General features: G+C 46.1%; 23 protein-coding genes. 6 read left to right on the forward strand and 17 right to left on the reverse strand.

Going from position 1 to position 22,970, the window contains the following annotated elements:
* Position 1 precedes the first annotated feature (1 nt).
* A complete protein-coding gene (locus MKX30_RS22435) occupies positions 2-1,636 on the forward strand; it encodes a response regulator transcription factor (RefSeq protein ID WP_023986788.1) in 1,635 nt (544 codons plus the stop codon).
* On the opposite strand, the gene MKX30_RS22440 is transcribed toward MKX30_RS22435, so the two are convergent.
* The 3 genes from MKX30_RS22440 to MKX30_RS22450 all read right to left on the reverse strand — a co-directional run bounded on the left by MKX30_RS22440 (position 1,602) and on the right by MKX30_RS22450 (position 4,627).
* Positions 1,602-2,189 (reverse strand): GNAT family N-acetyltransferase, encoded by a 588-nt coding sequence (locus MKX30_RS22440; RefSeq protein WP_023986787.1) that lies wholly within the window; start codon positions 2,187-2,189, stop codon positions 1,602-1,604. The two genes, MKX30_RS22435 and MKX30_RS22440, sit on opposite strands and share 35 nt — an antisense overlap.
* A gap of 112 nt (positions 2,190-2,301) precedes the next feature.
* Positions 2,302-3,426 (reverse strand): NADH-dependent flavin oxidoreductase, encoded by a 1,125-nt coding sequence (locus MKX30_RS22445; RefSeq protein ID WP_023986786.1) that lies wholly within the window; start codon positions 3,424-3,426, stop codon positions 2,302-2,304.
* Between the two features lie 250 nt (positions 3,427-3,676).
* Positions 3,677-4,627 (reverse strand): bile acid:sodium symporter family protein, encoded by a 951-nt coding sequence (locus MKX30_RS22450; protein ID WP_023986785.1) that lies wholly within the window; start codon positions 4,625-4,627, stop codon positions 3,677-3,679.
* A 244-nt stretch (positions 4,628-4,871) separates the two neighbouring features.
* Between MKX30_RS22450 and MKX30_RS22455 the strand changes: the two genes are divergently transcribed.
* Positions 4,872-5,627 (forward strand): tryptophan-rich sensory protein, encoded by a 756-nt coding sequence (locus MKX30_RS22455; RefSeq protein ID WP_053324525.1) that lies wholly within the window; start codon positions 4,872-4,874, stop codon positions 5,625-5,627.
* 98 nt (positions 5,628-5,725) lie between these two features.
* Here MKX30_RS22455 and MKX30_RS22460 read toward each other — a convergent pair whose 3' ends face one another.
* From MKX30_RS22460 to MKX30_RS22510, 11 genes are all read right to left on the reverse strand, one after another.
* Entirely contained in the window at positions 5,726-6,790 is a 1,065-nt protein-coding gene (locus tag MKX30_RS22460) for an undecaprenyldiphospho-muramoylpentapeptide beta-N-acetylglucosaminyltransferase (protein ID WP_341063544.1), read from the reverse strand.
* Positions 6,791-6,914: 124 nt separating this feature from the next.
* Complete coding sequence (locus MKX30_RS22465; RefSeq protein ID WP_013308546.1) at positions 6,915-7,295, reverse strand: RidA family protein; 381 nt, start codon at positions 7,293-7,295, stop codon at positions 6,915-6,917.
* Between the two features lie 217 nt (positions 7,296-7,512).
* Entirely contained in the window at positions 7,513-8,232 is a 720-nt protein-coding gene (locus MKX30_RS22470; RefSeq protein WP_341063545.1) for an NAD(P)H-binding protein, read from the reverse strand.
* A 46-nt stretch (positions 8,233-8,278) separates the two neighbouring features.
* Entirely contained in the window at positions 8,279-9,724 is a 1,446-nt protein-coding gene (locus MKX30_RS22475; RefSeq protein ID WP_023986781.1) for an ATP-binding protein, read from the reverse strand.
* A 172-nt stretch (positions 9,725-9,896) separates the two neighbouring features.
* Positions 9,897-11,399, reverse strand: coding sequence for an HD-GYP domain-containing protein (locus tag MKX30_RS22480; RefSeq protein WP_341063547.1), 1,503 nt, complete (start codon positions 11,397-11,399; stop codon positions 9,897-9,899).
* 784 nt (positions 11,400-12,183) lie between these two features.
* Positions 12,184-12,492, reverse strand: a complete 309-nt coding sequence (locus MKX30_RS22485) for a hypothetical protein (RefSeq protein ID WP_023986779.1) — start codon at positions 12,490-12,492, stop codon at positions 12,184-12,186.
* 99 nt (positions 12,493-12,591) lie between these two features.
* Positions 12,592-12,714: a hypothetical protein gene (locus tag MKX30_RS22490; RefSeq protein WP_023986778.1), complete on the reverse strand. Its 123-nt coding sequence runs from the start codon at positions 12,712-12,714 to the stop codon at positions 12,592-12,594.
* A gap of 339 nt (positions 12,715-13,053) precedes the next feature.
* Positions 13,054-13,383 (reverse strand): hypothetical protein, encoded by a 330-nt coding sequence (locus MKX30_RS22495; RefSeq protein ID WP_023986776.1) that lies wholly within the window; start codon positions 13,381-13,383, stop codon positions 13,054-13,056.
* Between the two features lie 137 nt (positions 13,384-13,520).
* Positions 13,521-15,173 carry a CoA-disulfide reductase gene (locus MKX30_RS22500; RefSeq protein ID WP_341063548.1) on the reverse strand — a complete coding sequence of 551 codons (1,653 nt, stop codon included), beginning with the start codon at positions 15,171-15,173 and terminating at the stop codon, positions 13,521-13,523.
* Between the two features lie 191 nt (positions 15,174-15,364).
* Positions 15,365-16,657, reverse strand: coding sequence for a homocysteine synthase (locus MKX30_RS22505; RefSeq protein WP_023986774.1), 1,293 nt, complete (start codon positions 16,655-16,657; stop codon positions 15,365-15,367).
* A gap of 152 nt (positions 16,658-16,809) precedes the next feature.
* Positions 16,810-17,448, reverse strand: a complete 639-nt coding sequence (locus MKX30_RS22510) for a flavin reductase family protein (protein WP_069079815.1) — start codon at positions 17,446-17,448, stop codon at positions 16,810-16,812.
* A gap of 98 nt (positions 17,449-17,546) precedes the next feature.
* Between MKX30_RS22510 and MKX30_RS22515 the strand changes: the two genes are divergently transcribed.
* Positions 17,547-18,236 (forward strand): ArsR/SmtB family transcription factor, encoded by a 690-nt coding sequence (locus tag MKX30_RS22515; protein ID WP_069079814.1) that lies wholly within the window; start codon positions 17,547-17,549, stop codon positions 18,234-18,236.
* Positions 18,237-18,259: 23 nt separating this feature from the next.
* On the opposite strand, the gene MKX30_RS22520 is transcribed toward MKX30_RS22515, so the two are convergent.
* The 3 genes from MKX30_RS22520 to MKX30_RS22530 are packed head-to-tail and all read right to left on the reverse strand — an operon-like array spanning position 18,260 to position 20,904.
* On the reverse strand, positions 18,260-19,414 hold the full coding sequence (locus tag MKX30_RS22520) for a hypothetical protein (protein WP_341063550.1): 1,155 nt from the start codon (positions 19,412-19,414) through the stop codon (positions 18,260-18,262).
* 58 nt (positions 19,415-19,472) lie between these two features.
* The gene (locus MKX30_RS22525) at positions 19,473-20,066 is read right to left on the reverse strand and encodes a dienelactone hydrolase family protein (RefSeq protein WP_023986770.1); all 594 of its coding nucleotides are present in this window, start codon (positions 20,064-20,066) and stop codon (positions 19,473-19,475) included.
* Entirely contained in the window at positions 20,050-20,904 is an 855-nt protein-coding gene (locus MKX30_RS22530; RefSeq protein ID WP_049828376.1) for an aminoglycoside 6-adenylyltransferase, read from the reverse strand. Before MKX30_RS22530 ends, MKX30_RS22525 begins: the two co-directional genes overlap by 17 nt.
* A gap of 161 nt (positions 20,905-21,065) precedes the next feature.
* On the opposite strand from MKX30_RS22530, the gene MKX30_RS22535 reads away from it, so the two are divergent.
* The 3 genes from MKX30_RS22535 to MKX30_RS22545 all read left to right on the forward strand — a co-directional run bounded on the left by MKX30_RS22535 (position 21,066) and on the right by MKX30_RS22545 (position 22,968).
* Entirely contained in the window at positions 21,066-21,608 is a 543-nt protein-coding gene (locus MKX30_RS22535; RefSeq protein WP_028541170.1) for a GNAT family N-acetyltransferase, read from the forward strand.
* Positions 21,609-21,625: 17 nt separating this feature from the next.
* Complete coding sequence (locus tag MKX30_RS22540; protein ID WP_028541171.1) at positions 21,626-21,991, forward strand: cupin domain-containing protein; 366 nt, start codon at positions 21,626-21,628, stop codon at positions 21,989-21,991.
* A gap of 77 nt (positions 21,992-22,068) precedes the next feature.
* Positions 22,069-22,968, forward strand: a complete 900-nt coding sequence (locus tag MKX30_RS22545; protein ID WP_071559398.1) for an alpha/beta hydrolase family protein — start codon at positions 22,069-22,071, stop codon at positions 22,966-22,968.
* The last annotated feature ends 2 nt before the right edge of the window (positions 22,969-22,970 follow it).

Raw genomic sequence — 22,970 nt, forward strand, 5'->3', positions numbered from 1 at the left:
AATGAAAGTCCTGATTGTAGATGATGAGAAGCATGTACGCCATGCCATACGGATGCTCGTACATTGGGAAGCTTGCGGTGTGAGCGAGGTGATTGAGGCTGAGTCGGGCGATCAGGCGATTGAGGTCATTACCGCCCTTTCCCCACCTGTTGTACTCACGGATATGCGGATGCCCGGCAAGGATGGAGTAGCACTGATGGAGTGGATTCAAGTCAATTCCCCAGCAACCCGAGTCGTGGTGGTCAGTGGCTATGATGATTTTGACTTGGTTCGACAGGTCATCCGCCGGGGAGGCATGGACTATATTCTTAAGCCCGTGGATCCAGTGGAGATTAACGAGGCTCTAAATAAAGCCACTCAAGCCTGGCGGACGGCGGAGCAAGACCGGAATAGGCAGACGATGCAGGCCATGGAGGTCAATCGGATGAGGCCGCACTATGCTGATAAGCTCCTGACTGAAATCGTTTCCGGTATAGCGAATACCCCTCTATCCATTACGCCCTTACGTGAGGAGCTACGTCTTCCTGCAGCTATTCAGATATGTAATGCAGCTGTGATGAGTACCACTCAGCTGGATGCCGATATACTGGACAAATATAAAACGCGCCGTGCGCTTTTGAGCTTTTCCCTCATTAACATCTGTAACGAATTTCTCGGAACTTCTCAAACCGGAGTTGCATTCCGTCATCTGGAGCGTATGGACGAAATTATTCTGCTGTATTGGGGCGAGCCATCTCGTTGGCCGCTGCTCTTGCAGGATATTCACACAGGGATCAAAACGGCTTTGCGGTGTTACATGCACATCGGGGTTGGCTCTTTTGGCTCTTTTGGCGCTTTTCCCATAGCGGCAGCCACTGCCTACCAAGAGGCACGGCAAGCGTTGTGGAAACGGGATGTGTTGCAAACCGCCGACTGGATGCACCAGAGTTCCCAGACACGGCAGAGCATTCGTCTTCCCCAGTTGCCTGAGATGGAAGAGGAACTGCGGCTTAGTGCGCTCAGCTGTAATGCCAATCGTGTGTCGATAGCGGTAGGCCATTGGATAGCAGCCGTAGCCGAGCTGCCTTCGGTGACAGCAGAGCAGCTAGCCAGTTGGAATCAGGAGTTGGACTGGATGCTGGCCCGCTGGCTGAATGACAGACCTGGAGATATCGATGGCGAGGAACTGGCAGATGAGTCCGGCTCCATTCATGCATTGCCGGTCGACAACCGTGGCACGCTTTCCCTGCCCTTATGGCAAAGACAGGTTGAAAACCGACTGCTGGCAGCCGGTCAGGCGCTTACACCAAGCCATAGCCCAAACAACCCGACCATCCGTGATATTGCCCGCTATCTGGATGCACACTATAACGAGGACATTTCTCTACAGGATATGGCGAGCCGCTTTTATCTCAGTCGGGAATATATTTCTCGTAAATTCAAGCAGGAGTACGGGGTTAATCTGTCAGACTATTTGTGTCAGATCAGGATGAGCAAGGCAAAGCTATTGCTGCTAAATGACAAGCTGCGCCTTCATCATATTGCCGGTATGGTCGGGTATCAGGATGAAAAATATTTTGGCAAGGTGTTCAAAAAACTGGAGGGGGTCACGCCCGGCGAATTCAGAAAACGCCATTCTGCAAATCCTCAGCCGTGACCGCATACAGCACGTGATCTTCCCACACACCATTAATCTTCAAATAGTTGAGAGCCAGCCCTTCGCGGCGAAATCCTGCCTTTTCCATCACTCGATTGGAAGGCGTATTTCTTGGCATCACTCCAGCTTGAATACGGTGTAATTCCAACTCGTTCAAGGCGTAGCGTACAATATCCTTCACTGCGGAAGTCGCATAGCCTTGTCCGTGGTATGCAGGATCTACAAAGTAGCCCAGATTGGCATTTTGAAAGGGGCCTCTAGCGACACCCGACAGCTCCATTCTGCCAATCAGCTTATTATTTTCCAGCAAAAAAAGTCCAAACGTATATCCCTGTCCGGCTTGTGCCGCTTCCAAACCGTTGGAAATCAGACGCGCCTGTTCTTCCAGCGTAAAGTAAATTTCAGGTCGTTCTGGTTCGAACGGTTTGAAGAAATCAAAATTTTCACGTCTGATCTCTAATAAACGTTCTGCATCATTTACTTGTAACAGTCGAATCTGTAGCCCCGGATGGGTAGACTTAATCAAAATTACGCCATTAGCTTCATGCAACATTGTCAGTTTCCTTCTTTCTCAGTTATTCCTATATTATTGTGTTCATGGTCATGAGACAGGAAAATACCCCAGGTGCATGAGAGCAGCCTAGGGTATCTCCATCATTCAAAATTTAGTCCGTAACAGGCATCCAGCCTGGAAGGGTCGTCAATACATTCCACAAATAGTCAGGAATGACTAGCTCCTGCTGAGCTTGTTTGGATAATGTCGTGCGAATGGTATCTTCTGTGCCGTTTTGCACCTTCTGAACCCATTGCGGCTCCATCAAAAGCGGACGTCCCAGCGATACAAGCGGTACACCTGTCTCCAGTGCTGCAAGCGCCTCGTCCGGTGTATTCAGCGACCCGACTCCCATAATCGGCACACGGTTACCTACCTTCTCATGGATGAGAACGGTACGTGACCGTTCGTCACTACGGTCACGGAACGAACCACCAAAGAAATGATTTACGGAAATGTGCAGGTAATCCAACCCTTGATCCGCCAGACGGTCTACAAGCACCATCGTATCATCCAGCGTAATGCCTGGCGTGTGTCCTTCCTCAGGAGACAAGCGGTAGCCGAATATGAATGGACGCTTCGCATGCTCTGCGATCACTTTCTTCACTTCGTGAACAATCGCCAGCGGAAAGGCCAAGCGTTTCTCAAGGCTTCCTCCCCATTCATCAGTACGAATGTTGGAATGCGGGGAGAAGAACTGCTGCACCAGGTAACCGTTCGCTCCGTGAAGCTCCACACCATCATAGCCTGCTTCAATCGCGCGGCGAGTCGCTTCGCCATAGGCACGAATGACGCGGTGGATATCGTCGGATGTCATTTCACGCGGCACAGGCGCGCCTTCTTTTTCCTCGGCTACTGCGCTTGCACTGATCGGCTGTCCATCTGGAATTTGATCCGGTGGACACAGGCGGCCACCATGATAAATTTGCAGGATCGCTTTCGCGCCCTCCTGATGAATCGTATCTGCCAGACGGCGCAGGCTAGGAATCATTTCATCCTTGTCCGCACCGAACTCATTAACAAATCCTTTGCCATCTGGAGTTACATACACACAAGCGGTAATAACCGCGCCCACACCACCGGAGCGTTCACGGTAGTATGCCAGTTCCTCGTCACTGACTTCACCATTTTCGTGGGAAGCAAAGTTAGTCATAGGTGCCATGGTAATACGGTTCTTCAACGTAACACCGGATGGCAGGGTAAAAGCTTCAAATAGAGAATTATATTTTGGGTTCATTCGTTCTCTCTCCTTCAGTTTAAATCAGATCAGATAATATAAGGCTGTTAAGCATGAAGCCGAATATGAATTGGATGCAGTTTTCCTTCCATAACGAACTCAAACTACTGTTGCTTACTTAAATACAGTGGTTGTAACAACCACAGTATAATGATCCGCAACTATAAAGTCAAATCTATCCTTTCTGACCTTCCCCAAACTGTTCGAAAAAGCTGAACCGCAGCCACTTGTCACAAGCCACTGACAAAGCTTAATGGTTGCCGGATGTGCTGTTCTTCTCCTCCCGGCGGGAAAACCAGGTCGCGAGCAACGAGCCGGAAATATTATGCCACACGCTAAAAATCGCACTCGGTACAGCAGCAATCGGATTAAAATGAGCTGCTGCCAGCGCAGCGCCCAGTCCGGAATTCTGCATTCCCGTTTCCAGAGTAACAGCTTTACGCTTGGAAAGATTCATACCGAATAGCTTGGCAAACCAATATCCGAGCAGGAACCCGATACCGTTATGCAAAATAACCACACCAAAAATAATCGGACCTGTCTCCAAAATCTTGCCTTTGCTGCCTGCAATCACAATAGCCACGATGAGCATAATCACCAGTGTTGATATGAGCGGCAGCGCCTGGACACTGGCTTCTGCCTGTTTGCGAAATAGCGATTTGACGATAACACCCAACACAATGGGGACAATAACCACGATGAGAATATCCATGATCAGCGACTTCGCATCAATATTCATCCAACGTCCAGCAAGCAGGTTAATCATGGCCGGGGTAGCTAGTGGAGCAATCAGCGTCGATACTGAAGCAATCGATACGCCCAACGCCACATCGCCTTTGGATAAGAGCGTCATTACGTTGGACGCGGTTCCACTCGGGCAACAGCCTACCAAAATGACACCTACCGCAATATCCGGTGGCAGCTGCAATACTAATGCCAATCCAAAGGCCAGAAACGGCATAATCAGATAATGTCCGACCACACCAATAGCCACATCCACTGGACGCCGGAATACTTCACGAAAGTCAGCCGCAGATAAAGTCAGCCCCATCCCGAACATGACAATGCCCAAAAATAACTGTATGTATCCTTTCAACCCTGTAAACGCCGCAGGAAAGAAAAATCCCAAGCATGCAAATAAAAGTACCCAGATGGAAAAGGTTCCTCCTACAAATTTCCCTACTTTCTCCAAGCCATTCATTCTACTTATCTCCTTACTTCTATATAATTTGAATTTGAGGAAATTCAGCTTATATAGTGCTTAAAATTTTCACCATTGTACTACATATGACTGCATATACATACAACTTTTTATGATTTTACCGGGATCAAGAAACTTTTTCCGGTTAGGACATATTCGAAAGCAAAGTGGGTATATTCATAATAGAAGCTTGTGACCAGTCGGTCATTTTTGGATCATCATTCGTTGTGGAGGAGATATCCCTATGTCACGAAGCCATCCGTATAAATGGTGGAATATTATTGCATTTATCGCTGTCGTTCTCGTTAACGTTCTGGCTTCTACACTTCCTATCGGTGGCAGAAGCACTGCTGCTGTATCCAACATGTACCCAACCTTGATCACCCCAGCGGGTTACGCTTTTTCCATCTGGTCGGTCATCTACGTACTGCTCGCCTGCTTTGTCGTGTACCAAGCTACACCTACAGGGCAAGCCAAGACAAGCGTTCAGTCCATCGGTATTTTTTTTATTCTAAGCTGTCTCTTCAATATCATCTGGATTTTCCTCTGGCAGTATGTATACGTAGAGCTGTGCGTCATCGTCATTATTCTATACTTGCTTTCCTTGAGCGTCGTGTATGTACGTACCCGCACGCCGCAGCCAACCCGCGGAGAAATGTGGTTCGTCAAGCTACCGTTCAGCCTGAACCTCGGTTGGGTATCTGTTGCTACTATTATCAATATTGCAGTGGCACTGGAAAAGAATGAATGGAGTGGCTGGGGACTCAGCGATACGACATGGGCGATCATTATCCTGCTCATCGGCACCGTATTGGCCATCATGGTCAGCTTCCCTTATCGCGACAGCATTTATCCTCTCGTATTTGTATGGGCCTATGTCGCCATCGCCGTCGAGCATCCGAACAATGAAAATGTACGGCTGGCTGCATTGATCTTGGCGGCAATCATTCTGGTGTACGCGCTATGGCTATTCTTTGCCCGTAATCGAGAACGGGATTAAAGAAAACGAATATGATCTCCTAGCCAGAACAAGCGAGCTTGGGTCTGAATCATCTAGCCCAAGCTCGCTTGCTTTGTTTATTCATTTTAACCATGTGATTAGGTATAGACTTTAATCAAATCTATAAGCTTGCTTGTCGAGTGATCTGCATTCATTTTCTTCATATTGATAATATAATCCGACCTTTTTTCATACAAACCAAGAATCATGTCAACAAATCGTTCAGATTCCAACTCTTCTTCTTCTAAAAACTCACAAAAGCCTTGCGCTTTAAATGATTTGGCATTTAGAATTTGATCTCCCCGGCTGACTGCCTTTGAAAGAGGGATCAATAGCATAGGCTTCCGCAGCGTTAAGAATTCAAAAATGGAATTTGAACCCGCCCTAGAAACAACCATATCTGCCATCGCCATAACATCCGCCAGTTCATCATTTATGTATTCAAACTGCTTGTAGCCATACATATGAATGGAATGATTCACTTGGTCTTTACCACAAATATGCACGATTTGAAAATGAACGAGCAAAGCCTCTAAATTCATCCAGACCATCTCATTGATTTTCTTAGAACCTAAACTCCCACCCATGATTAGAATGATCGGCTTATTTCGAGTAAATCCGCAATATGTCAAACCTTTGGCTGCCTCCCCATCTTTTAGTTCATCTCTCACAATAGCACCTACATACCGGGTATGCTTAGAGCGAAAGTACTGAGTGGTTTCAGGAAAGGTAGTACAAATTTCTGTAGCAAATATGCTGGAAATCTTATTAGCTAATCCAGGGGTAATATCTGATTCATGAATGATTACAGGGACTTTATTCAACCACCCAGCCAATACCACAGGAACCGAAACAAACCCGCCTTTTGAAAAAATAATATCCGGTTTTTCTTTTCTTATAATCCGGTACGCTTGAGAAATCCCCTTCAGCACTTTAAAAGGGTCCTTAAAATTATTCCAATCAAAATATCTGCGCAATTTCCCAGTTGAGATACTAAAATAACGCACATCTTCCAGTCCAGAAATCAATTTTCTTTCAATCCCTTGTTCAGAGCCTATGTATTGGACACTCCAATGTTGTTCCAGTAAGTGAGGAATCAAAGCTAGGTTTACTGCTACATGTCCTGAAGAGCCTCCACCAGTGAAAATTATTTTTTTAATCATCTCCACCTCCACTCTGTATTCAAAAAAAACAAAACACATTAAATTTGAGCAACCGGGTGCCTCTATTTAATAGGGACACCCGGTTGCCATACAAACTTTTTATTTTATGAACGGACCTTTCAGACTATTCGCCCTTCAATGCAATGACTTCAATCTCCACCAGTGCATCCTTAGGCAGACGAGCTACCTCCACCGCACTGCGTGCTGGATAGGGTTGCTCAAAGAAAGAACTGTACACCTCATTGACGCTGACAAAATCGTTCATATCCTTCAGGAATACAGTCGCTTTCACAACCTGGTTCATGTTGCTGCCTGCCGCTTCCAGAATGGCTTGGACGTTGCTCAAGGACAGGCGTGCCTGCTCCTGTACATCCTTACCAAACTCACCTGTTGCCGGATTTAGTCCAAGCTGTCCCGAGGTGTAAATAAACCCGCCTGCCTCTACCGCTTGGCTATAAGGGCCGATAGCACCGGGTGCTTTTTCAGTAGCAATTGTTTTTTTCATATGGGTTGGATTCTCCTTCCTGATACTGGTTCACCGTATTATAGCATGTGAAGTCCAAAGCCACTATTCCGTGCTACGGATTAACGCACTTGATGAATTAGAGATTACGATAGATGTGCCGCAACATACAAACCACCAATAAAACACAAATAACGCCGCTGCTGCCCGAATCATCGGGCAGCAGCGGCGTTATTGTCATTTTAATCCTGTCGTGGTTTTACACGTTCTCATCAGGAGCCGTTCCTGTAACAGGTTCCTCATCATCGGATGTTAGCTCTGCACCAATGACCCGAATGATGTCGTTCGGATAAATATGTACGCCGCTCGCCTGCGCAAGAGCGATTCGTACCATGGCTCGTGCGATGACCGAAGCCGGGATAGCGCGGTAGGAAGCGAGCTTGCCCGTCATCAGACCGTCCAGCGCTTTCATGACAACAGCGGCAGCGGCTTCGCCCATACGTCGTTCAGGTCTCGCGCCCAAAATCAGCGACGGACGGAACAAATGCAGCGCAGGCAGCCCGATAGCGGCAAGCGCCTCTTCAGCCTCACCCTTGGTGCGGTTATAAAACACGCGTGAATCTGGATCGGCCCCCATCGCTGAGATAGCTAGCATCTGTACAGCACCAGCCTCTTTGCCCAACTGGGCAGCCAGCACCGGATAGTCCAGATCCACCAGACGAAACTGCTCCTTGGTGCCAGCTTTTTTCATCGTTGTCCCAAGGCAGCAAAAAACATCATCCACCCCTTCGAAGGCAAACGCCGCTTTCTGTGGCTGTTCCCAATCGATGAGCGCCTGCTCCAGCTTGGGATGCTTGATGTCTAACGGACGTCTGCCCATAACCATGACGCGGTTGTATTCCTTTTGCACCAGCAGCTCTCGTACAACATAACCCCCGACGAGCCCTGTTGCACCCACAACGACCGCTTTACGTTCCATGATAGACCTCCTTTGTGCCATAACGCTCCTGCTCCTACAATAGCGATTAGGTTAATTTAAAGGGTTGTTCGTCCGCCTCCTTGCTTACGGACGGACACATGGGTAGGTACAAGGAAAACGTACTTCCCTTACCCTCCTCACTTTCTAAACGGATAAACCCGCCCAACAAGCGGGAAAAATCACGGCTGATGGACAATCCCAACCCGGTTCCTCCATATTTACGATTAATGGAACCGTTCGCCTGCTGGAATGCCTCAAAAATAACGTGTTGCTGAAGCATGGAAATACCGATGCCCGTATCTTTTACAGCAAATACAACCCAATCTCCCTCCTGTCCCTTTCGATCCAGATGCTGTGTACTCATTTCTAGCAATACACGTCCTTCATGAGTGAACTTAAAGGCGTTGGATAACAGATTACGCAAAATTTGCTGTACACGTTTAGAATCGGACCGAATTTCATTCGGTATAGGCTCATGCTCCTTTAAGCTGAATTCCAGGTTTTTATCCTTCGCAGTGACTTCAAAATGCATCATCATCACCTGCGCAATCTCACGCACATTGACTGGCTCACTTACGATTTCCATGTGCCCAGCCTCGACCTTGGACAAGTCCAAAATGTCGTTGATCATTTGGAGCAAATCATGCCCCGAGGCATAGATGAGATCGCTGTATTGGTATAACTCGTCCTCATCCAGTTCTTTTCCCTGCTCGTTGATAATCTGCGCCAGATTAATGATGCTGTTAAGAGGTGTACGTAACTCATGCGACATCGTTGCCATAAAATCCGATTTATATTGGGAAGCCATCATCAGTTGCTTGGCACGTTCCTCTAGAATGACCTTTGCCTTCTGCAACTCATCTCGCTGCTCTGATAACAACTCATTCGCCTGCTTAATCTGATGATTCCGCTGTTGTTCCATCTGAAAGTCCCTTAAAATCAGAGCAAATAAAAAACTGAGGACGATGCCGATTGGCAGTGTAAGAGGAACAACCTCCGCTACATAATAGCGCCAGGGAATGACGCCCAGACAGGCAATATTTAACGTATTTACGATATTAACCGCTAAAATGGTCACCGATGCCTTAATAATCAAACGCCAGGTGGAACGGCGCATCCAGTAGTTCAATCCGGCGCACAGGACGCCCAGAATGCTCATATTCAAAAAGCCGACCCACGCCGCCATATGCAGACCGAAGGTAAATCTCGTTAGTCCGATTGCGACCCCAATAATAATAAGCGTATAGGAGCGGGGATACACCAATGCCGCGATAATCAGCGGTACAAAACGCAGATCAAAAATAACCGTTTCACTAAAGTTAAAACCAAAACAAGAGCTGACCCATCCGCCAAATATCACTAGCAGCACCGAGCTGACATATTTGAACCGCGAAGAGGTACGACTCAAACCATATTTATAAATCACGTTCGCCACATAGGCAACGGCAATCAGCATCCCTAAATTCATTAAAAACATCATTGAAAATTGCATGGACTCACACTCCCATAGCGCAAAAAATTGGATGCCAGGCCTATGTTAACCGCGTTTGCCTTTCTTGTACATCATAACATGAAGCCCCATCTTTCGACATAAAAGATGCTTACATTCCTATATAAAAAAGCGAACCTCAATGGCTCGCCCTGTTGTGCTGATATATACAGAGTCAGCTTGTGATGCCTTTGTTCCGGCGCCACTCCTTGACAAATAATTCGGCAAAATAAGGGTCCCATTGGGTTCCCTTTCCCTCTTCCAATATCATAACCGCCTTCTCTTCCTTCATACCTTGCCGATAGGGACGATCAGACGTCATCGCATCATAAGCATCCGCTACAGCAATGATTCGCCCAAATAAGGGGATATCTTCCCCAGCGAGCTGGTCAGGGTATCCCTTGCCATCATAACGTTCATGGTGCGATCGCACGCCGGGCAAATAAGGGGCCATAGCATAAGCTGGTTCAACTTGCCGGAGAATACCCTCTCCCATAACCGGGTGCATTTTAATCTGATCAAACTCCTCGTCCGTCAGCTTGCCGTCCTTGAGCAGAACAGCGTCAGCCACGCCGATTTTACCGATATCATGCAGCAAAGCTGTTTTGCGCAGCAAGTCGAGGTCTGTCTCATTCAAACCTCCCTTGCGCCCAATGAGTACGGAGTATTCAGCCACACGCAAAGAATGTCCTGCGGTATAGGCATCTCGCGCATCCAGCGCTGCCGCCAAGGTGGCGAAGTAGCTGTCCAGTAGCTGACCGTTCTTTTCTTCCCGTTCCTTCAGGCCCTCGATCATCATGTTAAAGCCTTCAACCAACTCGGCAAATTCGTCGGAGTACAAGTCGCTGGCATTACTGTTCAGGCGGCCTTCCCTCACTGCATTCATTTTTTCCAGCAGGTGGTGGATCGGCTGTTCGATCTCACGGGTCAACAACCTTCCTCCCAGATAAGCAAAGGCTACACCAAAAATTAAAATCGTACCCGCCCATGCCCAATAGGAACTCGAATCCGTCGCCTCCAAACGTTCCAGGCGAATCTGTGTAGCTAGACAAAATAAAAACAGAGGAAAAGCACCAATGAGCGTCGCGCTTAACTGAAATTTATGCCGAAGCGATAGTAGGACTCGTCCTCGCAGGGACAGGTTTAATCCATATTGCTGATAGGTTCGATCACGGATTTCCTCCAGCAGCGGCTTGATTGCTCTCATTGTCAGGAAAAATTCAACCAGTGCGTGCATCGAAGCAACCAGACAAGCTCCTATACAGGCGATTCCTACATAATACAAGGGAAAGGTAAGTTGTCCAGTATGTATCATCCATAAGGCAATGACGGCTGCCGGGATAGAGAAACCCAACAAATGCGGTCCAACAATACGTAAAACTGACAAATTAGGCAGATGATGAACCCGGATATACACCGCTTCTACATCCTTGAGTGTTTCCTGATTGCCGTAAAAAAAACGATGAACCGGTCTCAAATGCATTCGAAACACTATGGTTTCACAAGCAATCATAATGACGCTGGAAAATGCAATAATTTTAACAAGACCCAGAATTTCATAGTGGGCTACATTTAACGTGGAAAATACAAAAATCATACCTACCAACAATACAGCGATAAACGAACCTATAATATAGTTCAGGATAACATGCTGAATAAAGCGCTTATAGGTCGGCAAATTGCTACCCCTCTTTTCATCCGTACACTCTAAAATATCTTGTGTATTCAATATCGGAGTCCAACCATCAAAAGTTTACCTTCTTGCTCGAGCATTTTACATAAATACGAGGATGGCTTTTAATCTGCAATTTATAGATGGGAAATCATCTTATTCTTAACTAAGAAACTCTCGAGGGAAGAGCATTTTAGCCAACATTTTTTCCAGTCTATAATCAAAAAGCCAAAAATGACTTGTGTTTTATAATCATTCTTGCTATACTATTGGAGTATGTATTAACCCCATAAGATTCCACGCAACAAGCTATTACTCCTAATCACCGTATGGAGCTTCTCCTAATTTTATGTATAACCCTAATGTAGAATTTTGAGCTTTTGCCGAAGATTTTCACATTCACACTGGCGCGGTCATCGGAGCCGCAAGGACGAAAGAGAGGTAGGGCTTTTGTCGTTTGGAAAATGAACAGTGGAATCACACTGCCCCTTATGAACATGCTGACCATATAATGCAAGGTAGCAGGGGTTGAATATATATTTTGCCATCAAACGATGAAGTTTGAGCAGGCCGTGCAGTATATGCAAACTGCACCATCCTCCGGATGATCCCCGGGGGATTTTTCATATACATAAGCGTATCTATGAACAAAAAAGTGGCCCTGCCGATACATCGGCAGGGCCTATAGCTTGATCAAAAAGGGGTTAATAGGGTCATTATAGTCTCGCTTTCTTAAAACTAAATGATATGCACCTTAAAAACTCATTAATTTTCCAGTTTTATATACCTTCTAATAATTCGTCCAGTATTCTGTACCATCGGGCGGCATCGTTTGCGTAGTGGAACGTCTTGTTTCCGCTTGGGTGCGCCTTTGGGTCGAGGGACGCTCCCACCCTTCCAGTAAAACAACATGCTGGGTACCCGAATTGTTTTCCCAAGTGATGTAGCGCTCCTGTTCCATATGTCGCAAGGCGACTGTAATTTCAGCATCTCGCTTGCCCGTTTTTACGGTCAATTCCGCCATTGTGGGCATGTGGCGATGCTGGGCGAAATAATTATACAAAATACGTAGCAGCTTTCGTTCCAAATCTGGCAACATCGTCTTCCCCCCTACAAAGAACATATGTTCCCATTATAACATATAAAAATGCACCCTCCTACTGGAAGATGCATTCGGGCTTGTATGCCCATGTTGAATTTAGTTTTTTTCCTTCTCCTGACGACCGACAGAGCGCAGCCACCAAGCGATTCCACCCACACTTCCAAGTGCCAGAACCGTTAAGAAAATAATATAGAACAAATGAAATGCACGATCACTCATGGCAATCGCCTCCTTACTTTATGTATACACTTTCCAGCTAAGCCTGTAAACCTCTTTTTAGTCCCACATTCTAAATTTCCCCAAAAACTCGACAATAGATACTTGCTTGAGATCCATCGGTGCATACTAACTAAAAGTGGTTAATACCAAATATGAGACAGACCAAGGAGGTTATCGAATATGAAATTCCTATTGATCGTAATCATCGTCGTGCTGATCGTTGTGTTGCTTATGAGAAGACGCAGATAAGCGGAGACATCCTGCATGGTTAAAAAGGAATACAAAAAGGGCTTTCGGCACATCACCGAAAGCCTTTATTCATCTGAGGTTAAGGCTAAATTACGCCTTGTTCTTCTTGTTATATTTAATAAAAGCAATTACAAGCGCTACAGCAAACAATATTCCGCTGACCACCCATGTTGTCAGAAATGCCATACCCAAACCGACATTAGACCCCATCGTCGGGTGATTCATGGCAGTAAACACTGATCCCTGCATCATAAATATGGTACAGAACAAAACAACGGGCGCTAAAATAATCGTGCTTGCTGTCTTCCGAGTACCAGATACTGCGATCACGCACAGAGCGGAAATCACCAAGATCACCCAATATATAACTGCTTCCCAAATCACTGAAGTGCCCACCTGCTCAACCTCTTTTCTATCCATTCGTATATGCCTCTTCTATTGTAACAGACGTCACACAGTGAACCAAGCCATAATTTGATCAGAAAAGGGGTAAACCCTGCGGATAACGTAAATAATGTACAGTAGCGATCCTACACCAAAGACATGAAAGGAAATGTTCACTCACGTTCAGCCATAACCGAATACGTCTTATAGCCACCATCAACGTTCCTCACCCGATAACCGTATTGAGTCAAAATTCGGGCAGCAATATAGCCTCGCAGACCGACTTGGCAGGATACCGCGATCTCTAGATCACTGGGGATTTCTGCCATCCGCTCTCTAATCTCGGCCAGAGGAATATGAATCGAACCTGGAATGGCCCCTGCCTGTAGCTCCACCGCATCCCTAACATCAATAATAAGACCACCATTGCGGTGAAAATCATCAACTTCATGCCACTGTATCGTTTGGACCAGCCCATCCATGATATTCGAAGCCACGTAACCCGCCATATTCACAGGGTCTTTCGCTGAAGAATAAGGAGGTGCATAAGCAAGTTCAATATCAGCCAGTTCACGGACGTTCAAATGGCCACGAATAGCCGTCGCAATGACATCAATCCTTTTGTCTGCTCCATCAGCTCCAACAGCCTGCGCCCCATAGATCATCCCGTTTTCGGGATTAAAGAGCAGCTTCATAGCAATGGGTGATGCGCCAGGGTAATAGCCGGCATGTGAACCAGGATGAATATGAACAGCCTGATAAGGAACGCCCAGCCGCTGTAATGTTTTTTCATTATTACCTGTAGAAGCTGAAGTCAATGCAAAGGTCTTAATTACGGATGTTCCGAGCGCCCCATCATAAGAAATTGCCTGACCGTTAATATGATCCGCTGCCAAACGCCCCTGACGATTGGCTCCCCAGGCTAGCGATACCATCGTTGCAAACCCATGATTGCGGTCTTTGACCTGAATGGCATCCCCTACCGCATAAATGGCCGGATCGCTGGTTTGCAGTTGGGCGTTGACCTGAATGGCGCCGCGAAAACCAAGTTCCAATCCGCTTTGCTTGGCCAACTCATTTTCAGGAACAACACCGATCGCCAGAATAACCATGTCCGTCTGAAGCACACCCCCGGAAGTCAAACGAAGTTGTGTACCCTGCCCTTCAAAAGCCGTGACTCCCTCCTCTAAACGCACCTCCACCCCGTTCAGCCTCATATGCTGTTCTACCCATTTGGCCATTTCAGGGTCCAGCGGATTCAATAATTGTTGTCCCATATCAATAATGGTTACTGCAAGTCCACGCTCCCGCAAATTCTCGGCCATCTCCAGCCCAATAAATCCGGCCCCGATCACCGTGACGTGCTTTGGATGCCTTTCATCTACATATGCCTTAATAACGTCCGTGTCATGAATATTTCTTAATGTAAATAAATTCATAGCTTCATGTAATCCAGGAATGTCCGGTATCATCGGTTTGGCTCCCGGCGACAATACCACAATATCGTACGGCTGCTCATCTGTTTCCCCTGTAATCATATCGCGGAAATGGACGAGCTTCTGCTCGCGGTCTATTTGTATCACTTCTTTCAGTACCCGTACATCTATATTAAAGCGGTCTCTTATCCCTTGAGGTGTCTGAAGAAACAGCTTCTCCCGCGCATGGATTGCCCCGCCAATATAGTAGGGAAGGCCACAGTTTGCAAAAGAAACATGCTCTCCGCGTTCAAACAAAATAATCTCGTCTTCCTCATTCCATCTACGTAATCTCGCAGCAGCAGAGGCTCCACCTGCTACCCCGCCAATAATAACTATTTTCCTACCCATTTCTTCCCCTCCTTATATACCCTACGGGGTATAATATATACCTATGGGGGTATGTTGTCAATACGCAAAAAAGACGGAGGTTGCCCCCCGCCTGATAAACATTGAACGAATACTGATCTGGGTCGAAAAATCACTTGCGAATGCTACACGAATGCTCTGTCACACTTGGTCTAAGAAGTGTTCGACTACCACTACTGCTGGCTGGCTGCGATCGCCTGCTCCAGATCGTACAATATATCGTCTATCGCTTCTGTCCCGACAGATAGGCGTAACAGCTCTGGTTTGACTCCGGCAGCAACCTGTTCTTCCACATTCAACTGCTGGTGCGTTGTGCTTGCCGGGTGAATAATCAAAGACTTGGAATCACCTACATTCGCCAAATGAGAAAATAACTTTACATTCGCAATTAGCTTGCTTCCCGCCTGGCTTCCACCTTTAATACCAAAGGTCAGGATTGCTCCTTGTCCTTTCGGCAAATACTTTTGAGCTAATTCATAGGACGGATGGCTCGGCAACCCGGTGTAGCTGACCCACTCCACATCCTTGTGGCCTTCGAGATATTGCGCTACCTTCAAGGCATTTTGACTATGTCTTTCCAACCGCAGATGAAGTGTCTCCAAGCCCTGAAGCAGCAGCCATGAATTAAATGGAGAAATGGCAGCTCCCAAGTCCCGCAGCAATTGGACCCGTGCCTTGATAATATATGCGATAGGTCCCACCGCCTCGGTGTAAACAACTCCGTGGTAGCTCGGGTCCGGCTCGGTCAGTCCTGGGAAACGACCACTCGCTTTCCAGTCAAACTTGCCGCTGTCCACGATCACCCCACCAATAGACGTACCGTGTCCGCCAATAAACTTCGTTGCAGAATGCACGACAATGTCCGCTCCGTATTCAATAGGACGCAACAAGTAAGGACTTGGGAACGTGTTATCCACAATCAGCGGAATACCATATTCGTGCGCAATCGCCGCTACAGCTTCCACATCCAGTACATTGCCCTGTGGGTTGCCAATCGTTTCGGCAAATAATGCCTTCGTCTTATCCGTAATGGCTTTGCGGAAGTTCTCCGGATCATCCGAATCAACAAAATGTACTTTAATGCCCAATTTCGGCAGTGTTGTAGAAAATAGATTATATGTACCGCCATACAGACTGGAGGCCGACACAATTTCATCCCCAGCTCCTGCAATGTTCAGGATGGAGAAGGAAATCGCCGCCGCTCCCGAAGCCGTTGCCAACGCGCCAGCCCCGCCTTCCAACGCAGCGATCCGTTGCTCGAACACATCCGTGGTCGGATTCATCAGACGCGTATAAATGTTGCCGAATTCTTTCAGCGAGAATAAATCAGCCGCATGCTCCGCATCCCGAAATCCATATGAAGTGGTTTGATACAACGGAACGGCGCGGGCAAAGGTAGTAGGATCAATTTGTTGTCCGGCATGGACAGCGAGAGTTTCGAATGACAGCTTGCGTTCTTCTGACATGGTTATTTCCTCCCTTGTTATACGTGCTGTATGAATCGTCTCTTCCTGTATGCGTACTCATGGATGATTTTTCAATCATTCTCGCACAAAAAGAACGATTTGGGAAGATAATTCTCATTATTCAGGTAGGATATTATAATTTTATTGTAATATCAGGTTTCAGATCGGAAGGTTTTGCCCAAATGCTCCCCCAAACCAAAATAATGACGGAAATTATAGATGAGTGGGCTCCACTTTGTCGGATCAATATGGTTCTCACCGAGGATCATATCCTGATGAACATGCACCTGTATGGCTTGAGTTTCGACGATCGCAAAATAAGGAGAATGGTTAGGGATTCTCACATCCTTCACCTTAGCTTCAATTTGAATAGGGCACTCCCTGATTCGGGCGGGCTTGACCCTATTCGACTCAATCGAAGTTAGTCCGCTGATCTCATACTTATCTTTATGGTGCATAAATCCATGTTCCTTCTTTTCCGCTGGAACAGGATTCTTGCCTGTATAAGGAGCCAAACGTTCTACATTTTCCCACATTGAAGGCCCCGGGACGTTGATTACACATTCGGAATGCCGCTCCATATTTTCTAATGCTTTGCCACCTGTTCCAATGCCTAGTACCACACAATCTCCTAATGCCCACGAGGAGGAAATGGGGCTAATATTGGTTGTTCCATCCTCATTCAGCGTATTGAGTAAAATCACAGGGGTTCCGTAATATAAAATGCTAGGGTTAATCGTTTTAACGTCTGGGCTATGATTCATCTCATTCATCTGATTTATTGGGTTCATCATCTCTTCTCCTTCTATTCAGATCTACCTCCCTATTGTAAAATATAAATATTTCAACCTTCATCGAAGTATGGATTACAAAGGGGGATAACCGTGCCATGAGCACCAAATCAAATGTAGCCATGATTGCTTCTCTTGTAAGCGAGCCTTCCCGTGCAGCTATACTCACCGCTTTATTAGACGGCAGGTTCCACACGTCAAGTGAATTGGCCCATATGGCAGGCATCAAACCGCAAACGGCCAGCTTCCATCTGGCTAAAATGACCGAGGCACAAGTCATTACTGTGGAAAAACAAGGGCGTCACCGTTACTATGGCATTCAAGACCCCGAAGTTGCCCAGGTGATGGAGTCACTTTTATCCATAGCTCCACCTGTCCCCATCCATTCATTCAAACATGCCTCCGAAAACGAGGCCCTACGGTTGGCAAGAACTTGCTACGATCATGTTGCGGGTCAATTAGGCGTGCAGCTCATGAGTTTTTTCATTAAAAAGGGGATTCTTTCCGAAGATCAGGACGGGCTTCATATCACGGAACAAGGAGAGACTTTCTTCACTGACTTTCAGATTGACCTTACACAAACAAGACACAAGCGCCGCTCCTTCTCACATAAATGCCTGGATTGGAGTGAACGACGCCATCACCTTGCAGGTGCTTTAGGAAATGCACTTCTGGACAGATTATTCGAATTAAATTGGATCGAGCGTCTGCCTACAACCCGAGCGATACGTGTTACAGCCGATGGTAAAAGAGGTTTTAAAGAGATATTTTCGATAGAGGTTGACTAGATCATCATAGTTCTAATCATTTCTTAATCCGCGTCGGATTTTATGATTGGAGACAAGGCCAGTTGTTTTCTCGTCATCGGACGGACATAGGCATAATTGTTTTTTGGAGCCTTTCCTTTTGTCACACCTGCTTTATATCTTCCAGCTCCAGCCGGGACGGCGACCAAGGTTCCGTACGCTCTCATCGCACGTTCAATCGGGAAAGATACGGAACGCGTTCCGTCGGTAGATCCGGCAAAATGGACCGCGGCCGCATAGTTATTCAACCGATCGTTACTGTCATTCAGCCATACGGAACCCGAATCTCCAGGCCCAGTTCGTCCCTGGGTAAAACGAATGACGGTTTGATCACGGAAAATCTTGATTCCCGAATCGCCTCTCACCCTTTGTTCCACGCCAATCGCCTCCACGACCCCTCTGGCGAAGCCGTTGGTTTTTGCCATTCTTTTAAACGTCATTCCCAGACGATAGCTTAATAAGTGTCCAGGTACGGTAATGAGGCCTCCACTCTGGTTAATCAGATACCTTGGGTTAAGCAGACTGTTTGAATTGGCAATAGCGATGGCGGAGTCCTGAAAGTTAACCCCTGTCGTAGTAAGCGGGACAAATTGAAAAGCTCTCCCGATCTGATCCGCCGTTCTGCCCCCATCTGCCGGAGAAGGCTGAATGGTATTGTGAAATTGGTTTGTATTCGTCGGGACTAGAACATGGGCATTACTCAAAATAAACAGTGTATTATTCTTAATGACAATGAGCCCACCGGTCCCTCCCGCAGTGGTGGGAACCGTCGTTCCTACACTAACCGCACCGGGCACAGGACGCCATCTTTGGCGAGGGTTCGTTTGGGTAGGAGCCGCCGCTTCCATCTTGAAGGAGCCTGCACCTAGAATTCGGATAGGAATCGCAGAAGCTCGACTTATATCTTTTGTTACTGCCTGCAATTTGGTTTGTGTCACAGCCGAAAGATTTCTCAAGGTATATAACACAATCGCCGCACCCTTTGCCGGTCTATTGGGATCAGCATAACCTACGCCAATCCCTGTTACTCCGTTCCGCTTTAGCATCGTTCGCCAAATCCGACTTTTCAATTTGAAGGCTTGATAAAAGGTAGCCAAAGCCACATACATCCCCTTTTCATAGTCAATGATGTATATACATATGACTAATCGGCACATCATGACTGTGCGTTTCCCTAGAACAATGAAAAAGGTGTGGGCTAGATGAACTGTTCATTGATCAACCTTCCTTGAAAAACCCTACCATTTCTTTAAATGATTGCTGGGCTGAGTGTACGTTATATCGGGGAGAGTACGGGTCACTGAATCCGTGCTGTCCACTGAATTTATGTACCCGGATATTACGGTTGTCTAAAATTGAAATGAGCTCATGCACATTAAATGATGGTTCTTCCTGTGGGAAAAAAAGCAATGTTGGACAATGTGGAGCTATTTCTAAATAATTTCGAATACGAGAGCCATAGTATCCTACGATTCCATCAACATACTTTTCTTTACTACACAGCCAGGCAATCGTTGCCCCTATGCTAAAGCCGACGATAAATACCTTTTTATAACGAGCTCGAATACTTAATAATAAACTTTCGATATGATAGAAAGCGCGGTCAAATCCTATATTATCCATAAAATTGGTGTAGGCAGTTTCCTCTTGCGAATAGTCATAAGGTGTTTCCTTGCCTAGTAAATTTGGACAAATGACGTCATAACCCTGATCCGATAATAGGCTGCAAAAATTTTGTATATGCTGGTTAATCCCATAAATCTCATGCAGCACAACAATTAGGGTGTCCGACTTTTTATCTATGCTTATCATATTGTCCCCCTAACCAGGCTTGAATATGGGAAAATAATTCATTCGGATGCGCGTATTTATACTTAGCTGCCACTTCCGAGGATAACCGTTTGAACAACTCCAAGGATACGATCAGTGCTTCCCAACTATGATTGGGGTCGTATTCCCCAAAAGATTTTTTCAAATCAGCAACGACATCTTGATCAGCCCATTCATTTATGAATTTCCCTGCATGCCAAGTATCATATTCCGATCCATGTACAGCTTTTGCATGCCACTCTATCATTTGCAGCAATAATTGTTTACAGTCCGTATCTCTTTGCTTAGCTACCCACAGATCATTGCGCAAAATTTGTTTAGCCACATATAGAGAGGCGAAGCAATACATATTAACAACCTGTAGATAAGCACCTTCAGATATCGGAGGAGTACCTGGGATCGTAGTGGTTTGAGGGATGATTTGGTTTCCATTTCCCGTCTTATCGAGCAGCATCCTAACCCCACGCTGAAATCCTTCAGGAATATGCCCATTTTTGATTATATGATCCAGATCAGAAGTATGACGGAATAGAAAATCAACCTCAGCCCCTTGGTCAAAGAGAACTAGTTTTTCTGGATCTCCTTTTGCCGTTCGAAACATAAAGCTGGTCCAAACCTTGCCGATGTTTAGTAACCATTGATCATTTTGAAGATAGTAATCTGGATTCGTTGAAAAGACGACTACATCCAAGTCAGAAAACTCATCAAAAGGTTTGTCCTCTCTTGCCCGGGACCCAACGATATAAACCGCAATAATTTCTTCATTAGAGATTCCCCATTCGGATATACGCTCCTCAAGCACTTCGTAAGCATTATTCATTACAATATATCCTCCTTTTTTAGAAAACATTATATCCAATCCAATAATTACGGTATATATTTTTTAGTTAACATTGATATACACCATTCATCAAATCAATTTCCCAATCTTCAGCCTGTGATATAATTCTTTCAATATTACAGTTTGGAAGGATGGTGCAGATGTCGGAGCAGCGAGTATACATCCGGTTCTCTGAGGAGACGGACGCCGCAGAATTGACAGCAATGTACAAGCGCAATCGGGAATTCTTTGAGGAGTTTTCGCCAAACACCCAAGAGAAGTACTATACGGAGGAGCACCAGCTCCAGACGATTATTAAGAGCAAGGCCGACATGATGGAGGACCGGAAATATTCCTTTGTGGTATGTCACAAGGAGGACGACCGGATTATAGGCAGCATAGACCTATCTTTTGTGGTGAGGGGACCGCTTCAGAGCTGTATGATCGGATACAGCCTAGACCAAGCATATAACGGCAAGGGTTATACGACGGAGGCGGTGAAGCAGGTGGTTCGCTATGCTTTCGATGAGCTAAAGTTTCACCGGATCTTCGGGGAAGCCTCTCCTCGTAATCCAGGATCCATCCGTGTGCTTGAGAAGGCTGGCTTTCACAAAGAAGGCATCTCTCGAAGTAACGTAAAGATCAACGGAAAGTGGGAGGATCACCAGGTACTGGCGATTATAAATCCGTCTGAGGATATCTAGTTTAAAAGGAGGGTATTATGAAGTATCAATCAATCAAACTACATGAAAAGTTATCTAAGTTTAGTGATCATTGGTCTCCGAAAGTTATTGGTGAAATGAATGACTATCAATTTAAATTGGTGAAAATAGTTGGGGATTTTGTATGGCACGATCATCAAGATACCGACGAGGTCTTTATTGTACTTGAGGGCGAGATGTTCATTGATTTTAGAGATGGACGGGTACAGGTTTCTCAGGGAGAAATGTTTATTGTACCTAAGGGGGTCGAACACAAGCCATTCGCACATCAGGAGTGCCATATCATGCTAGTAGAGCCGAGAGGTGTAGTAAATACTGGAGGAGCAGAGTCAGAATTAACGGCAGTCAATGATATTTGGATTTAAAATGCAATAATGACGAGCTTTAATACAGAATAAACATACGTATTTTGTGCTAATTCGAGAAAGGAAAGGTATGGTGGATGATAAGAAACGCAGAATTTAAGAATAGTTATGCAGGATGGCGAGAAGTAGAAATAAAGGATTCCTCCCTAGGCATTACATTTCCCATGATGGTAATGTATCCAGCGGACGAACCCGAACAAATAGAGCGATTGGGTCCATACCAGTTAGAGTTGGCGAGAGAGGCAGATCTATCAGAAGGAAGATTCCCTTTGGTTATCATCTCTCACGGTACTGGCAGTACGCCGCTTGTGTATCGGATTTTGGCGCAGCATTTAGCACGCAATGGTTTTATTGTCGGCATTCCAGAGCATCCATTTAACAATCGAAATGACAATAGTTTGGAAGGAACAGCACAGAATCTTACCTATAGACCTAGACACCTTAATATGGTCACCGACTGGTTTTTCGATAGTATGCTGTTCAAGGACAAATTAATACAGAATGCTGTGTCTCTCATCGGACATTCCATGGGCGGTTACACGGCATTAGCGGCGGCGGGTGGCGTGCCGACTTCTTTGCCTCACGAGACCTCGGACGGAAAGCCCCAGCTTATAGAGGTTACACCAAATTACCGAGTAAAATGTCTCGTTTTACTAGCGCCAGCGTCGGTCTGGTTTCGAGCTGAAGGTAGCTTGCGTGCAGTTAATCTACCTATCTTAATGGTGGATGCAGAGAAGGATCAGTACACTCCTTCTTTACACGCTCGTTTAATATTGGATGGCGTGCCAGATCCTAAGAAGGTACAATACAAAACAGTAAAAAACGCCGGGCATTTCTCCTTTCTGAGTCCTTTCCCGGAATCGATGAGGACTCCGGCCTTTCTCCCATCGCAAGACCCTCCCGGCTTTGATCGCGAACATTTCCATAGGATGCTTAATGCTGACATATTGGATTTTCTATGTACTCATACACGTTAGTT

It is taken from the genome of Paenibacillus sp. FSL P2-0173, assembly GCF_038008045.1.
In the GTDB taxonomy this organism is placed as follows: Bacteria; Bacillota; Bacilli; order Paenibacillales; family Paenibacillaceae; genus Paenibacillus; species Paenibacillus polymyxa_B.

Coding starts and splice junctions, on each gene's coding strand:
- MKX30_RS22535 (WP_028541170.1), top strand. CDS start 21,066: ATGTCGGAGCAGCGAGTATACATCCGGTTCTCTGAGGAGACGGACGCC.
- MKX30_RS22485 (WP_023986779.1), bottom strand. CDS start 12,492: ATGTTGCCAGATTTGGAACGAAAGCTGCTACGTATTTTGTATAATTAT.
- MKX30_RS22495 (WP_023986776.1), bottom strand. CDS start 13,383: ATGGATAGAAAAGAGGTTGAGCAGGTGGGCACTTCAGTGATTTGGGAA.
- MKX30_RS22505 (WP_023986774.1), bottom strand. CDS start 16,657: ATGTCAGAAGAACGCAAGCTGTCATTCGAAACTCTCGCTGTCCATGCC.
- MKX30_RS22450 (WP_023986785.1), bottom strand. CDS start 4,627: ATGAATGGCTTGGAGAAAGTAGGGAAATTTGTAGGAGGAACCTTTTCC.
- MKX30_RS22520 (WP_341063550.1), bottom strand. CDS start 19,414: ATGATGTGCCGATTAGTCATATGTATATACATCATTGACTATGAAAAG.
- MKX30_RS22515 (WP_069079814.1), top strand. CDS start 17,547: ATGAGCACCAAATCAAATGTAGCCATGATTGCTTCTCTTGTAAGCGAG.
- MKX30_RS22545 (WP_071559398.1), top strand. CDS start 22,069: ATGATAAGAAACGCAGAATTTAAGAATAGTTATGCAGGATGGCGAGAA.
- MKX30_RS22455 (WP_053324525.1), top strand. CDS start 4,872: ATGTCACGAAGCCATCCGTATAAATGGTGGAATATTATTGCATTTATC.
- MKX30_RS22460 (WP_341063544.1), bottom strand. CDS start 6,790: ATGATTAAAAAAATAATTTTCACTGGTGGAGGCTCTTCAGGACATGTA.
- MKX30_RS22510 (WP_069079815.1), bottom strand. CDS start 17,448: ATGAACCCAATAAATCAGATGAATGAGATGAATCATAGCCCAGACGTT.
- MKX30_RS22500 (WP_341063548.1), bottom strand. CDS start 15,173: ATGGGTAGGAAAATAGTTATTATTGGCGGGGTAGCAGGTGGAGCCTCT.
- MKX30_RS22470 (WP_341063545.1), bottom strand. CDS start 8,232: ATGGAACGTAAAGCGGTCGTTGTGGGTGCAACAGGGCTCGTCGGGGGT.
- MKX30_RS22540 (WP_028541171.1), top strand. CDS start 21,626: ATGAAGTATCAATCAATCAAACTACATGAAAAGTTATCTAAGTTTAGT.
- MKX30_RS22490 (WP_023986778.1), bottom strand. CDS start 12,714: ATGAGTGATCGTGCATTTCATTTGTTCTATATTATTTTCTTAACGGTT.
- MKX30_RS22475 (WP_023986781.1), bottom strand. CDS start 9,724: ATGCAATTTTCAATGATGTTTTTAATGAATTTAGGGATGCTGATTGCC.
- MKX30_RS22445 (WP_023986786.1), bottom strand. CDS start 3,426: ATGAACCCAAAATATAATTCTCTATTTGAAGCTTTTACCCTGCCATCC.
- MKX30_RS22465 (WP_013308546.1), bottom strand. CDS start 7,295: ATGAAAAAAACAATTGCTACTGAAAAAGCACCCGGTGCTATCGGCCCT.
- MKX30_RS22440 (WP_023986787.1), bottom strand. CDS start 2,189: ATGTTGCATGAAGCTAATGGCGTAATTTTGATTAAGTCTACCCATCCG.
- MKX30_RS22530 (WP_049828376.1), bottom strand. CDS start 20,904: ATGAATAATGCTTACGAAGTGCTTGAGGAGCGTATATCCGAATGGGGA.
- MKX30_RS22435 (WP_023986788.1), top strand. CDS start 2: ATGAAAGTCCTGATTGTAGATGATGAGAAGCATGTACGCCATGCCATA.
- MKX30_RS22525 (WP_023986770.1), bottom strand. CDS start 20,066: ATGATAAGCATAGATAAAAAGTCGGACACCCTAATTGTTGTGCTGCAT.